This is a genomic window from Kamptonema sp. UHCC 0994 (genome assembly GCF_029167235.1).
GTDB lineage: Bacteria > Cyanobacteriota > Cyanobacteriia > Cyanobacteriales > Microcoleaceae > Kamptonema.
Genome location: NZ_JARFTR010000194.1, coordinates 138637 through 152511 on the forward strand (window position 1 = coordinate 138637; position 13875 = coordinate 152511).

The 13875-nt window shown below is 44.7% G+C and carries 18 protein-coding genes; 8 read left to right on the plus strand and 10 right to left on the minus strand.

The features are described from left to right. Nucleotides 1–29: 29 nt before the first annotated feature. Nucleotides 30–2582: a peptidoglycan DD-metalloendopeptidase family protein gene (locus PY364_RS17705; RefSeq protein ID WP_275524472.1), complete on the plus strand. Its 2553-nt coding sequence runs from the start codon at nt 30–32 to the stop codon at nt 2580–2582. Between the two features lie 2 nt (nt 2583–2584). Continuing rightward, a complete protein-coding gene (locus PY364_RS17710) occupies nt 2585–3445 on the plus strand; it encodes a hypothetical protein (protein ID WP_275524473.1) in 861 nt (286 codons plus the stop codon). A gap of 27 nt (nt 3446–3472) precedes the next feature. Here the strand turns inward: PY364_RS17710 and PY364_RS17715 are convergent, their stop codons facing one another. Continuing rightward, nucleotides 3473–3628 (minus strand): hypothetical protein, encoded by a 156-nt coding sequence (locus PY364_RS17715; protein WP_275524474.1) that lies wholly within the window; start codon nt 3626–3628, stop codon nt 3473–3475. A 61-nt stretch (nt 3629–3689) separates the two neighbouring features. Between PY364_RS17715 and PY364_RS17720 the strand changes: the two genes are divergently transcribed. After that, nucleotides 3690–4043, plus strand: coding sequence for a hypothetical protein (locus tag PY364_RS17720; RefSeq protein ID WP_275524476.1), 354 nt, complete (start codon nt 3690–3692; stop codon nt 4041–4043). A gap of 54 nt (nt 4044–4097) precedes the next feature. On the opposite strand, the gene PY364_RS17725 is transcribed toward PY364_RS17720, so the two are convergent. Together PY364_RS17725 and PY364_RS17730 are read right to left on the minus strand one after the other, a co-directional pair. Continuing rightward, nucleotides 4098–4529: a Rho termination factor N-terminal domain-containing protein gene (locus PY364_RS17725; RefSeq protein WP_275524478.1), complete on the minus strand. Its 432-nt coding sequence runs from the start codon at nt 4527–4529 to the stop codon at nt 4098–4100. A 26-nt stretch (nt 4530–4555) separates the two neighbouring features. Then, nucleotides 4556–4840 (minus strand): hypothetical protein, encoded by a 285-nt coding sequence (locus tag PY364_RS17730; RefSeq protein ID WP_275524480.1) that lies wholly within the window; start codon nt 4838–4840, stop codon nt 4556–4558. Between the two features lie 720 nt (nt 4841–5560). Between PY364_RS17730 and PY364_RS17735 the strand changes: the two genes are divergently transcribed. Together PY364_RS17735 and PY364_RS17740 are read left to right on the plus strand one after the other, a co-directional pair. Then, on the plus strand, nt 5561–5803 hold the full coding sequence (locus PY364_RS17735) for a hypothetical protein (RefSeq protein WP_275524481.1): 243 nt from the start codon (nt 5561–5563) through the stop codon (nt 5801–5803). 52 nt (nt 5804–5855) lie between these two features. Then, on the plus strand, nt 5856–6059 hold the full coding sequence (locus PY364_RS17740) for a hypothetical protein (protein ID WP_275524483.1): 204 nt from the start codon (nt 5856–5858) through the stop codon (nt 6057–6059). 207 nt (nt 6060–6266) lie between these two features. Here PY364_RS17740 and PY364_RS17745 read toward each other — a convergent pair whose 3' ends face one another. The 6 genes from PY364_RS17745 to PY364_RS17770 form a co-directional block, all read right to left on the minus strand. Beyond that, the gene (locus PY364_RS17745) at nt 6267–6518 is read right to left on the minus strand and encodes a hypothetical protein (protein WP_275524484.1); all 252 of its coding nucleotides are present in this window, start codon (nt 6516–6518) and stop codon (nt 6267–6269) included. Nucleotides 6519–6560: 42 nt separating this feature from the next. Continuing rightward, nucleotides 6561–6788: a hypothetical protein gene (locus PY364_RS17750; protein WP_275524486.1), complete on the minus strand. Its 228-nt coding sequence runs from the start codon at nt 6786–6788 to the stop codon at nt 6561–6563. Between the two features lie 90 nt (nt 6789–6878). After that, nucleotides 6879–7874, minus strand: coding sequence for a hypothetical protein (locus PY364_RS17755; protein WP_275524488.1), 996 nt, complete (start codon nt 7872–7874; stop codon nt 6879–6881). A gap of 41 nt (nt 7875–7915) precedes the next feature. Continuing rightward, nucleotides 7916–8698 carry a hypothetical protein gene (locus tag PY364_RS17760; RefSeq protein ID WP_275524490.1) on the minus strand — a complete coding sequence of 261 codons (783 nt, stop codon included), beginning with the start codon at nt 8696–8698 and terminating at the stop codon, nt 7916–7918. A 119-nt stretch (nt 8699–8817) separates the two neighbouring features. Continuing rightward, nucleotides 8818–9078 carry a hypothetical protein gene (locus tag PY364_RS17765; protein ID WP_275524492.1) on the minus strand — a complete coding sequence of 87 codons (261 nt, stop codon included), beginning with the start codon at nt 9076–9078 and terminating at the stop codon, nt 8818–8820. After that, complete coding sequence (locus PY364_RS17770) at nt 9056–10714, minus strand: DUF935 family protein (protein ID WP_275524494.1); 1659 nt, start codon at nt 10712–10714, stop codon at nt 9056–9058. Before PY364_RS17770 ends, PY364_RS17765 begins: the two co-directional genes overlap by 23 nt. Before the next feature lie 80 nt (nt 10715–10794). Here PY364_RS17770 and PY364_RS17775 point away from each other — a divergent pair, with 80 nt between their 5' ends. The 3 genes from PY364_RS17775 to PY364_RS17785 are packed head-to-tail and all read left to right on the plus strand — an operon-like array spanning nt 10795 to nt 13348. Then, nucleotides 10795–12324: a hypothetical protein gene (locus tag PY364_RS17775; protein ID WP_275524495.1), complete on the plus strand. Its 1530-nt coding sequence runs from the start codon at nt 10795–10797 to the stop codon at nt 12322–12324. A gap of 8 nt (nt 12325–12332) precedes the next feature. After that, nucleotides 12333–12887: a hypothetical protein gene (locus PY364_RS17780; RefSeq protein ID WP_275524497.1), complete on the plus strand. Its 555-nt coding sequence runs from the start codon at nt 12333–12335 to the stop codon at nt 12885–12887. Nucleotides 12888–12892: 5 nt separating this feature from the next. Beyond that, complete coding sequence (locus PY364_RS17785) at nt 12893–13348, plus strand: hypothetical protein (RefSeq protein ID WP_275524500.1); 456 nt, start codon at nt 12893–12895, stop codon at nt 13346–13348. 1 nt (nt 13349) lies between these two features. On the opposite strand, the gene PY364_RS17790 is transcribed toward PY364_RS17785, so the two are convergent. Further along, nucleotides 13350–13649 (minus strand): hypothetical protein, encoded by a 300-nt coding sequence (locus PY364_RS17790; RefSeq protein WP_275524501.1) that lies wholly within the window; start codon nt 13647–13649, stop codon nt 13350–13352. Nucleotides 13650–13875 lie beyond the last annotated feature (226 nt).

Sequence of the window (13875 nt, forward strand, 5' to 3'; positions counted from 1 at the left end):
ATCGACATTGAAACGATATATTTTCGCGTATGAAGACACCATTTTGTCAGGTTAAGTTTGCCGGAATTACAATTGAGTCTGGTAAGAATCTTGCAGACTATCGAATCTTTTTAGGGGAAAACAAGTTAGCTTCTATTGTTTCTTTTAGTGTGGTCGATATCGATTTAGAGATAGGAAGTTCGATTATTTTATCTTCAATCAATAGCGGTGGTATTCAAGTTCCTGACGAGATTTTACAAACGAGTCAGCCATTACCTTCTGTTTCAAGCGCAATTGGCAGAGGGTTTGATACTAGCCCTCAACCCTCCAAATCAGACGAGGAAAATATTAAATTAATAATTGCTGAAGCCCAAAAGCAAGGCATCACAAATCCACAGCAGATAGCTTACATTTTGGCAACTGCGGGGCATGAGAGCAACTATCAGCCGATAAGGGAGTATGCTTCAGGTGAAGCTTACGAAGGAGTTGCCCAATTAGGAAATACCGAACCTGGGGATGGCGTAAAATATAAAGGTGGTGGATACGTTCAACTAACAGGAAGGGCTAATTATTTAAAATATCAAGAATTAACTGGGATGCCGTTGGTAGATAATCCTGATTTAATTTTAAATCCCGATTTGGCGGCTTTCATTCTTGTGCATGGGATTAAAACAGGAACTTTTACTGGGCGGTCAATTGACGACTACACCGATGCGTCGGGCAACGTAGATTTTTACAATGCCAGACGAGTTGTGAATGGGATTGATAGAGACACCGATTATCAAGCTGTGGATGTTGAGCAGCGATCGCAGGAATGGTTAAACAAGCTGCCTCAATATGTTGCCACCACGCAAGTTAGTTCCCCTTTACCACCTCAAAACCCCTCCCCCGCAACGACATCAACCCCCACGACATCTCCAAAAAATTCTACTGGCGGTGGAGGTAAAAAAGGCACAGAAATCGTCGTGTCCCTATCCTTTGAGGGCAGTTCGGAAACTTCTTACCATTTCATCCATACAGGTACTCGCGTTTCTAACACGACTGGAAAAACTGTTATTGAAGGCAAAGGGGTTCGGTGGAAAATGACTCGGACTCCTAAAAACACCGCTTATCAAAATATCACTTTAAAACAACTTGCCCAGAAAGTCTGCTCGAACTACGGCATTAAATTAGAGATGGAAGGCGACGGGCCTAAGTACCAGTTCTTAGACCAATCTCGAATGACAGATTGGGAATTATTATTGCGAGAAACACAGGCGGTTGGTTACAATATCAGAGAGAAAGATAACACGCTAATTATTAAACCTTGGAAGCCAGATTTTGGCGGTTTTCTGGTAACGAAAGATATGGGGGCAATAATAGAAATATCGGACGAAGCTCAAGCTGAACGACAGTTATCACAGGCAAGGACTGGAGCACCGCCAGCAGTAGAGCCTGGGAGGGGCAACCGGAAAACGGGAGAGATTAAATTCTCTAAGGGAGAAAAGAAAGGGAAGGCTTTGCAGGAGGCGATATTTAGTCAGTCGCAGACGGGTTCCGCGCCACCGCCTCGACAGTTACACGGAACCCCGGCAAAATCTGAAAACGACTCTCCCACAGAAACGGCGGCCGCAGGAGGGCAAGTGGAAAGAGGGAAGAGCACGGGAGGTAAGAGTGCCAAAGGTGAAGCGTTCTCCTCTTTGTTATCTGCCACAGCTTCTAAGAATGCTGAGAAAATTGTAGAAGCCGCAGCGCAAAAAGCCGGGGTGAAATCTGAGCCTGAAACTAAAACGGGAAGCGGGGCAGGGACATCACTGCCGAATCAACCTATCGGGTCAGTTGATGTCTCTGATGGGGAAGCAACTGGACTCGCTCTGGCAGAAGAGGCAGAACGGCTGACAGTGCAGGCTTATCCCATCACAGTTACGATGGCCCTCGCCCCTGAGAATTTAGCTTTAGCCCCTGGGTCAATTATCGCGATCGCACCCGATTGTTTTGAATCCGCAACAGCAGGCAGTTTATTCGGCCGCGAGTGGCGCATTAGTTCTGTAGAATTTTCTGGGGGTGCTGAAACTGCTCACACTTGCACCGTTCAAGCGTACTCGCCTCAAAAAGTGACGAACGCGGCGGCAAGACCAACGACACAGCAAAATACCGGTAGTGCTGGTGCGCCAGCGACGTTGGGAACTCCTGTCAATGCAGGGCAGTTGGGAAATATCGCTCTGGCGCATCCTTTACCTGGTGCGGTGACTACCAGCGAATTTGGGCCCCGCAGTTCTCCCACAGCAGGCGCGTCATCTAACCATCAAGGTATTGACTTGGCTCCCCCCGGTGGTGGCAATCCCCCGGTTTTGGCGGCTGCCGATGGTGTGGTGGTTGAAGTCCGAGAAGCTGGCGGCTACGGCAATATCGTGGTCGTCGAGCACGGCTCCTACCAAGGGCAAAAAGTTGAAACTTTGTACGCTCACCTCGATTCTCAAAGCGTACAAGTTGGTCAACAGGTAAAAGCTGGTACACCAGTAGGGATTATGGGTTCAAGTGGGGTGGGTACTGGGGCTCATCTCCATTTTGAAGTTCGCTTGGATAACGTCCCCCAAAATCCCCGCAATTATTTTAATTTTTAACCATGATTAAAAACGATTTCATTGGTGCGATCGCTGCTTTGATTGTCGAAAATCAATCTCGCTCTGGCATCCAAAATCACCCGGAATTTGGAATAATCTCGAATATCACAGACCCGTTGAAACTGCGGCGGGTAAAAATTACCACTGAAATCAAGGGCGGCAAAACTGAGTCAGATTTTCAGATGCGGCTGTTACCTTGCCCATTTTTTGACCCCCCTATGCCGTTTTCTGGGATGAGTGCTGTCAGCGCTAGTTTTAACGGCAATCCCCACGATAGAGTGTGGATGGGATGCTTAGTAAATGATGGCAATCCCCCCATGCCCAAGAAAAATCCTCTTGATTTATGGTGGTTACTGCCGAACGATTCAACTATTCAGGTAGCAGGCAAATCGCTTTTTCAAGTAGAGAAAGAATCTCTGATGCAGTTTACCGACAATTTTGGGTTAGATGTTGGCAAAGATGTTCGTGTTGAAGTTGGGCAAGAATGGTCAGAAGAAATTGGAGATGATTTTACCGCTATCCACAGAAAAAATCACAAATGGGATGTCGTTGGCTGGTTTAAACAAACTATTAAACGGTCGCTTCACATCAAAGCTCGGTCAATGGTATTTGAGTCAGAAACAGAAATTGTTTTCAAAAATACTGCGGGAGCTAAAGTCCGTTTGTTACCCACAGGTCACATTGTTTTTGAGGACAAATGGGGCAACAAAATGGTCATGGGGTCTTCTGGCATTGGTTGGAATTTAGGTGGTCGCCCCCTGAAAATTACCAATACTTCTAGCGTGTCAATTAGAGGAAGACAAATTGCTACCGTTCGGGCTATTGACTCTCGCGGTCATCGGATTGTTTATCGGGGTTGGTAAGAAGAAGGGGAGATGGGAAGATGGTAATTACCAATTAGCAATTACCAACTGACAACTAATAATTGAGGAAAAAGTAACGCGAACTATTTCCCCTAAACCAATTTTTCTGGGGTCTAGTTTGAGGGGAAATAGCGTGGCGTAGTCTGGGAAAAAGAAGGAAAATGGGAAACGCACTACTCGCATCAGAAGACGATGAATTATCAAAGACGACTAGGTAGTGACGCAGTAAATTAACAAAACAAATATGCCAATTGCTGAAATGATAGAAAAAATTTTGCTGCTAGCAAGTTTCGCTAGCTGCCTCTCTGGGTTTGCTTTTTGGTTGGCCGCACTGAAAATCAAGAGTGAAATCCACTTGGAAATCACCAAACAATTAGCTGAATTATCTATTACCCAAGCACGGCAAGAGCTATCGGAGGAGAGGCAAAACAATCGAACGCTCGTAAAGATTCGAGGTTGGATTGATAAAAACGCCCTGGATATCGGCAAAATAAAGCAAGAAATAGAGCAGATTGAACAGTTTTTGGTACTCAAGCATAATTATCATCGTCGGCCACAATTACCTGAAAATACGCTGCCTGACGATACCAAACTATAGCTGAATGAAGGTAATTAATAGGCGGCCTAACGCGAGCCGCCTATTAGTGAGGGTTTAAATTGCAAGGGCTTCCATTAATTGAATTTTCGTCATGTTGCTGTAGTTCTTGATTTTTCGTTGCGATGCGATCGCTTTGAGTTCCCTGATTGTGGGTTCTTTTATGGCGGGTGCGGCGATGGGTGCGGGTTTGGCAGCGGATTCCGGTGCGGCTGGTAGGTAGGGCTGGATTTCAGGGGCAGGTGCAGCGATCGCGGTGGGAGCGGGGGTGATTTCGGTTTCCAGTTCCCGTTTCATTTCTTGTAGCTCAGTTTCGATTTCCGCAGTGCGGCTGGAGATTTGAGCTTTGCGCTCGGCGATGCTGCGTTTGGCGGCGGTGATTTCGCGGCGGCGGATTGATTCGGGGTAGATGGTGAGAATTGCGATCGCGTGACTCACACCCGCCAATATTTGCGCCGTTTCTCTCAGAGCTTTGATTGTAGTGTTCATCGGTTGAATAGGTTGATGTAGTTGTTTCAATCCCTAATAGAGATTAGAAGTTCGAGATTGCATCCATCTTTAAACTCTCTAACCTTCACTTCATCGCCAATATGAAGAGTCTTCAAGTATTCTTGTTCCGAATAATTGTCGATAATCATCCTAAGAATTTGGCCGTCTTTCTTGAGGCTAACAAGGAAACTCTGGTCGTGGATGAGGCTTTGTTTGAACTCGTGAAGATAGTAAATAGAATGCGGTTTCTTGAACGTTCCCTCTGTGGCGTTTTGGGATTTTAATCCCCGTCTTTCCGGGGTGTCATCCACTACGCGATTTCAGGGCTCAATCCACTGGTGATGTTGCATATTAGTAGTCTTCTGACATCAGCAACCTAGTCCGTCCTTTAAGCGGTTCGTACTTTTAACACAACTTCAGTTGATATTTATATGATAACTTTCTCCTCCCTGTCTGTCAACACCCTGTATATACCAACTTCCTCGCTATCAAGGATAAATAATTAGTATTGCTTATCATTTTTTGTCTCTGAGTGAATGCTTGGGTGTACTTAGGTTTATCCGGCAGCAGTTCGGGAAAAACACATCGAGAAGAGCCGTTAAAGATAAAATTTCAACTGGTGACTGATTGGTTAATGATTCGGTGACGGGTCAGAATCTATAGTGTGTAAGCATTTCAGTCAAAGTGACTGATTTTATCTCTATTCGCTGTGAAAAATTAGAAAGAGAAAGAGCAATTTTCTTGCTTGGTAGAATAAAAAGAGAGATTGGATAGAGGGAAGTAGAGAGAAATTTCACAGCGATGTAGAGGAAAATCATTCAACATTGCTAGAGTGATTACGTAGTATAGGCTCTGACCAGTCACCGTATCGGTCAAGAAATCGGTCACTGCAAATTGTCGGAAAAATGTGCGGCAGTGAAGGGACACCAACCTTTCTATGAATAATCAGGATTACTGATAGATTTACCAATGATTGACACGCAGTGTTAGGCTGTGTATATACGGATAATCGCTCACAAATTACCCCCCAAATGGATTATCAGACACCCGACAGCCAGATTAATTTCAGGCTTCATAGCGCTCTCAAAGCGTCTTTCATAGAGCTTTGTAGGGCTAACCAAATTACTGTCAGCGAGGCCTTAGTTACCTATATGCAGCGCTGTGTTGATAGCAATGAAATGCTGGATAATTTCACCGTTGAAAAACGACTGGTTGATGTTGAAAGCCTGCTTATAAATGTATGTTCTCGGTTGGCAAAATTGGAGGGTAAATAGGTACGCCTTGAGTTACGGTCATGGCTTTATTATTTTTTAGGAGTTGTAAATTATGTCTACAAAAGCATTGGGGATACAAGCCGTTTTTCATTCTGATAAGCAATCCTGGTGCATTTGCTGTGATGTTCCTGATGGAACCGGCATTAGTGGCAACAAAAAACAATTTGTCGATATCTGGGTTTCAACCGAGGCGATGAATGATTTTTGCCGCACTATTGAAACCCAGAAAGAAGTCTTTAAAGAAGAATTGGAGTGAGCGACTGAATTTTTCCGGCGAATAAATCGAGAGTCAAAAGCATTGAAAGCTTTACGCGGTATGGGTTTTTCCGGCGAACAAATGAGGAAGTACGCGCACTATACGGATGAGGACTTCCGCCTTCATTTAAAAATTAACAACGTCCCTCAAAACAATAGGCGCTTCTTCAATCATCAAGAAGCGCCTATTTTGCAATGATGATAAGTTTTAGGGCTTGACCGAGTTGTAGGAGTTTGGGTCAGCCACAAGACTATTCCAAAAACCAACACCTAAGTTCACAAAATCCTTGAACGTAGGGGCATCTGAATCGGCTTTACCCGCAAAGAGCTCCCACCAATCGGCTATGTCTTCAGCTATTTCTTCAGGGGTTCCGCCCTGGAAAAATTGAGGGTTTATCCCCTCTAATTCTTTGATGGGAACGCCTGAAAGTTCGGCTAATTCTTCGAGTACGAGTTCCATAATTCTTACCTAATCAATTGTAAATCGTAATACAGAACAGGTCTAAGGTCTAATGGCTTCCCATAACATAGCTATGTCTTCCAACTCCTCTTTAAATGTTGGGGCTATTCCATCCCCAAGCTTAAAGTCATCCCATTGTTCGGCAAGCTCTTTAGGGTCTACTGTCAAAACACTTTTGAGATATTCCGGTTTTATTCCTTCCAATTCCTCAAAGGGAACGCCGGAAAGTTCGGCTAACTCCTTAAGTTTAAGTTCTAGTTCGGGTTCCATGTGGCTGTTTGAGGTGTATCAATCAATTCTAAACTATAACTATTTTTTGGGATTACGGGTTTTGCACCTAAATTATGGGTAATCTACCTACTAATCGGGTAAATCAAATTGATTATGTAGTTCCATTTGAAACCCGCTTTCTTTAAACCCATACCTCTTGTACCAGGACTCCCTATCGCGACCATCCCCCGTAGCAGGAACACAATCCATGCTACGTTTCGACCTTGGTTGAGACAGATAATGTTTCCAACATTTAATCATCATTTTTGCCTCTTCAGCAGGCATATTTTCACCCACGTCTCGATAAGCTATGTAATTGCCGTCAACAGTGAAAGATACTGTTCCACGCGGCGATATGTACATCTGGACACGCTCACCCCGATATACCTGCTGTTCAATGTCTCTATCTTCTGACCGAGGATTTCGACTCAAGAACTCTCGTTCTCCAAGGCCGCCTCTCAACTCACGGAGTTTTCTCAACCTCGCCCTCTCTTCAAAACTTAGCTCTACAGAATCCCCATTGCGCGGTGGTTTCACCCCAATTGACATCAACTCCGCCGCTGTTGTTTTCCCTAGCTCTCCAGAATTGGTGGAGATTTCTCTGTGGGGGATTTCTTTGCGAACTCCTTGAACTTTTCTGATATCTTCTTCTGACCAACCTACCCTTGCAGCTTTCGCAAGAATTTCCTTCTTTTGTCGCTCGGCTTCTGTTAATGGCGGTCGTCCACGTCGTCTAGCGGGTGTTTCGGCCGTCGTTACCTGACTGGCAGACACGGGTGATGGCGTTGATGTAGATGCGATCGCGGGTGATGGCAATGGCGTTGCAGACTGTATGACGACTTCCTTCTGTGGACTCTGCGTAGCCCCTGACCTGCCAGAACTTCCACCAGCGGTTGCTACGCCACTACCGCCACTACTACCGCCACCACCATGAACAGCATTCCCCGCCGCTATCCAATCGGCATGATTGGAAAATTGACCCGGCAAAGGACGATTGCAGCGCCGCCCTTGGGCTTGACAAGAACTCCCGCAAGGGAAACCTTTTGTACACCTGGGTGCTCTTCTGGCCGTAGTATTTCTAGGCATTTTTTATAATGATAAATTTGACCGCTAATTACGACTACTAATTACGCCCCTTCTCCCATCAACAATTGACGGTCTAAACCATTAATAATTGCTTGATAAACTTCATTTTGATTCTCTGTGGGTACGTAATCTTGTAAAACGCTACGGGGGGTTTGAGCTATTAATCCTACTTTTCCTTCCCGTTCCAAAAACCGCTTTAGGTCTGCACCGGTTTTAAAATTGCGAATACCGTGTTTCTTTTTCAGGTAATCAACTATTTGAGTTAAGGTTTGACCTTTGAAAGAGACGTTTTCCTTGATTACTTCAATCGTTGGTTTTTCTACTTCTACGATCGCACCTGCAACTCCCCGTAGAGCGAGAACAGCGGGAGCGCCGTGCAAGGTAAGCATGGTGCAGTCCAGTTCCCGACCTTTGTTGCGCTGTTTCTCTATTTCTAAAGCCAGTTTCAGCCCTTCTATCTCTTCCGACTGAGCGGGGGCAACTTTAACCGCAATGCGCTCGCAATCAAGAAAATATTTGCGAATCTGTCTGCCTTGAGATGTACCCGCCATCATACCCAGCGATTTAAAGCAGTCAATGGTTAGGTAGATTTCAAGATAAATGCTAGAACCGCCTCCAGACGAGGCTTTGTGGCACTTAACCGTTTGGTTAAGTGTGTAATCCAAGTCCTGTTCAAAGTTGTTGAGTAGTTTGTTTTTCGCCTTCTGCTTCGTTGAGTAGCCTAGCCACTGCCAAGCGGCATCGAAATCAACTGGGAACTGATTGCCACTATTTACGAGGGACAGCGCTAATTCTTGAGAGAATGGTAGGATAGTTTCAGACATATAGACCTCTTGGTTGTGTGATAGGGGCAATTTAGCGGCATCCGCGTGTCTCACCTAATTGTTCAACCAATTATATCAGATAACACATCGCTTTCGATGATTATTATTATCGCAGCAATCTATCCATTCTTCAACCCATAACTAATCGCTGGCTTATTCGTCGTTTTATCTTTGGTAATCTCGAAATCAAATTCCCCTTCTCTGCCTCTAAATTCCCCTGATATTTTAATACTTGTTTCCGTCTCTTTAACCTCAGAGATAACGACATTCTTAGGGAATGGGTACAACGTTTTAATCATCCTCGCCACAATTTCAACTGATAGTTTTTGATATTGTTCCGGTGTTATTGTGTTAATATCAGGCAATATAGGTAATTTCATTAAAGTTAAACTCCATAATCTCGGACAATCTTAAGGCAAATTGAATATCCGCATCATCTTCAACAGGGATAAAATCTACTTTCGCACCTTTTTTAAACTGTTCTAAATCTTCAATAAAAACCTCTTCAATTCCTCCCAAATATTTAATCGGCATTTCGGCTAAATAGGCAGTTTCGGCATCATCAATATTTTCCCACCCAATCATCACTTTATACTCGTCAAACTCGTCTTTGTCATTAAACTGACTGACAATAAATATCGGGGACTGAGTATCTTCACCTACTAACATAGATGGATGAACGTAACAATCTAAAGCCTCACCGTCCGTGTTACGATAATTCCGAATGTGACCGTACCCAGACTGTAGCTTTTTGGCGTGATTAGTTCCGGGAAACCTGACTTGTCCCGGCAAATATTCAATACCTAATTCCAGTCCATTCCACTTAATTATCCGGTCAATTACTGCGCGAAAATCAAGAGAATTAGTCGGAGTCTGAGAAAAATTTGTCTCCCCACCATCAAAATTATAATCATCACCATAAATTCTGGCTACTGCTTCTGGCTTCAGGGTGAATCCCATATCAAATAACGTGCGATCGCGTTTTGACCGTTCGCTTAAAGCTGTCTGATTTGCCGGAAATTCTATCTCAATTAATGGCAGTTCGCAATCAAAATTATACTGAATTAGGAATGTTAAAACACCTTTTAAATGATGTAAAATATCTTTCGCGTCTGATTCGGCTTGGGTTTGTTTTGACTCTGAATCGGATTCGGCAGGCTTACCGCTTAAACCTTGATTAGCATCCTCGCCGTAAGATTCTCCAAGAATTAAAGAGCGCACAGTTTTTTTGCAGAATCCTAACAGCCATTCGTAAAAATTCTTAGACCCCTGAGCGTTTTTGGCTTCCAATAAAGTAATTGCTGTGCCTTCGGGAATGCCGAAAAATTTACCTTGTTCGTAAGCTTTCAGCGCTTCAAATAAATCGACTGTTCCCGCTTCTACCGTGTAGGAGCCAACAGGGACAGGATGAGCAAATCGTTTAACCCAATTAGCCGCTGACTTTAGCGATTCTGGGTTAAGAATTGCTAGAAAATAAAGTTGGTCAATTAGCCCCGCCCCGATTGGGTATTCAGGAGTAGAATTATAAGAAAATATCGCTAATTTAAACGGATTTATTTCTAGTATCCCCTCGTAAGTGTTCGCCAGAAAATCGTAATTTTTGAAGTTGAAAGTATTGCTTGCTGACTTACTATTGGCAAGCCTGAAATCAATCATTGACGGACACAAAGGGCTTGAATCTTTAATAATTAATTCGTTTTGAGATTTATCCCAACAAAGTTCATCAATCCAAAGCCCAGTAACAACACCTTGAAGAAGACGCGATTCCAAATTAGAAAAAACTGCACCATTTAAAAACGAACGCAGAAATTCAGCCGCTTTTTTATCTTTTGGAGACACAGGCGTGACTTTCCACACGCCTTTCCTTAACTCGGCTACCCGTTCGTTGATAGCAGCTTGAACGAAACTGTCAGATAAAACAAATCTTGATTTATAGGGATTCGGAATTGGGAATTGTCCCATCCCTCCCCACTGATAACGAGAAAAAATACCGTTAAAAATATCTAGCTGTGCCATTGGCGTTTAAAAGTTTCGTTTTCTTTTGAAATAGAAGTAAATAGAATTAACTTGCTGCATATTATCAAATTATAGAGAAAATGCCAATAACGATTCAAGCAACAAACGCTCCAGGCGTGTATATGCGCGAGGGCATAGCACCATCCGGTCGAGTGCCGCGTTTAGCGACATTCAACGCGGTTTATATGTTTGGCAGAGTGCAGGATTTGGCGGGGATAACACCAGGGGAAATTTACCCGATAAACGATGAAAATGAGGCCAAAGCTCTCAAAGTAACATCGTTGGGTTTGGCGGAAATCAGATTATTTTTCGCGAACTATCCTTCAGGAACGATAAGATTTATTCCTTTGCATAAAAGCGAAGTATGGCGGATTGATTTAGTGCCGGGATTCACCGCAGAAAGAGTGCTGACAGTGAAAGCGCCTGCTCAAGCTGACAGAACAGTGAAAATGCCTGCTGTTCCACCGCCGCCCCCTGCTGGTGTCACCCCAGTCCCTCAACCAACCCTCGATGATGTGGTTGAACCGCTGACTTTTGACCCTCAGATTGAGTGGATTCCAGCTAAACGGTATCTATTAATCAGGGATGCAGTGGGTGTCACCGTCTCTTCCGCCGCTGGTTTCACCGTAACGAAAGTCACCGGTGCGGCGACTCGCGTTTATGATTGGGTGACGACTATTGCCAACTTCTCAGATTTTGGCGGCGAAATGGTTGTGCCTCAAGGGTTCTGCGCTGCACCAGAAGCTTTTGTAGAATTGCCTGTTGAGGATGCGATCGCAGTCGGTCAATCGCTGATTGATATGGCCGGTGAGGAAGGCAAGGACTGGTACGCGGTTGTGGATTGCACCCCCAGCCTCGATTATTTGCAAGCAAAAACAGAAGGACTGAGGTACGTCGCACCAATGGGACATGGGGGGTATTACCACCCTTACGTCCGCTCGGCTGACCGCTCAGAGGGCATTCCTCCTAGCATGGGGATTATCGGCATCGCCTTATCCCGGTACGCCATCGAGGGAATTAAGGAACCGCCAGCCGGTGAAAATTATCCCATGCGCGGAGTAATCGGTACGACTTACAAGATTGACCGAAAGCGTAATGCTTGGGGGGCTTTGGAAGGCATCAACTCAATCCGCCAGTTCATCGACAGAGGCGTTTGTATCTACGGGGCTCGTACCCGTGCCAACACTGTTGAATTTGCGGGTATGCCAGCGCGGATAATCTGCAATGTTCTGATTGGCTCGTTGATTCAGACATTGCAGCCGATGCTGTTCAAATCGAACACGGCTTACAGTGGCAGCACTTACTTGCAAACCATTCGTGACCTTTGCTGGGATGTCTGTTATTTGATGTGGCTCGACGGCAACTTTTACGGCATTTCGCCAGCCGATGCGTTTGAGGTGGTTTGCGACTACTCGAACAACACACCAGCGACTTTGCAAAATGGCATCGTCAATGTTGATGTCTTCTGCGTACCCGTGCCGTTCGTAGAGCGCATTTTTGGCACTGTGCAGCGGGTTGGGATTGGTATGATGGCTCGCGTTACGGCCGAACGTCGCGATAACGGGCAATTATCTTTCGGTCGAGAAATTCAAATTGGGCCGCGCCCGTAGGAGTCAAAATGCACCATCACCACCATCAGTCAGGGCGGGCTATTATCACCGCTGCACCTCGCCCTTACGCCGCCACTGCCTACGCCTCTCAAACGGGAGAAGCACGGCTTAACTGTTCCAATTTCCCAGACAACGAAGACATCAAACTCCGGCTTACTCTCGCCAATCGGGACAAATTAGACCCGCGCAAACTTTACGAAGAAGTTTTCGGCATCGGTATCTGGGAGTACGCAGTCTGTAAACCAGAGTTCAACAATATTGAAGAGCGAGTGCTGGTTTTTGCGAACTCCGATGCTTTCAATATCCCATTTACATCAGAATTGCCTGACCCATTACTCAGACCCGTTTATTTCACCCCTGAGAAATTAATTTTAGAGGGGCTGATTCCGGTTGAGGCTTTGGGTCAAATTCCAGAGCCAGAGGATTATCGTTGGTATGAGTTCGAGATTTGGAGCGATCGCGCCTCACAAGTTTTGGATTCTGGAACTTTTACTCGAACTCCGCGCGATCGCGGCAAGAAACGACAAGTCTATTTTCACAGAACTCCTACTTGGATACCCTAATTATTATGCAGAAAGTTGAAATTAACGCGCTCCTTCATGCTGAGAAAAATCAGTCATTGGAAGGACTGAAAATCAGGCAGAACGAAGGCTTTGGAATTGAAATTAGAATTAAGTCGCCTATCGAGTCAATTAATGAATTTCCGCTAACAAGAGTGGCGGGAATGCGGTTAGTTTTCAAGGATGAGAAATACTCTGACACTCCATTGAGGGTCAAAACCTGGACGGCTGGAGCCACTACCGCTGGTGGGACTGCACCGGTTCAAAGACCTTCAGAACTGTTATTAAGAATGCGAGTGGAGAATAGCGATTTTGCTGCTCTTGTGATTGAACCACCCCGCGAAGGTGAGGAAGAAGGTATTGATATTTTTTGGTTTGCCTGGATGACTTTACCAAATATTGCGGGAGAGCAAACAGAACAGATTATTGCTGAAGGTAAGATGCGTTTGTTACCCAAAGTTTAAATTAAAAAGGGGGGAGAATTTCGACAGGCAACCCTCCTTCCCAAACCACATCAAATCCGCTTTTTTGAGCCCATGCAGCAGCTTCTTTTGCCAGAACAACATCCCCACAAATTAAAGCGTCTGTTGCAGAATTTAAAGTCCAATTTAACTGCTTTTTAGGAGTAGAACGCTTGGCTGCTGGAACAAATCTTTTTGGCAAATTAGACACAAATGTGGGTGTAGAAGCAGGATTTGTGACAGTTTCATCCACTGGCAAAGCACAGGATTCATCAATACTGACAACTATTGATGAATTTTGCACTTTTTCCTCACTCGGTAATGACTCATCTGGAACCGCAACCGCTTCCCCTAACTGGCTCTTTCGTACTTACTATGCTAAAATATTAGTAAATAATTGGTATCAAAGTTAATTATGAAAAAGATAATGACCAAACTGCTAAACCTACCCGGAGTTATAGTAGAAGACAGCAGACAAACAGATGAAACATTAATTTTCTCCGTAAAAGTAGAGACAAAAACGGCAATCT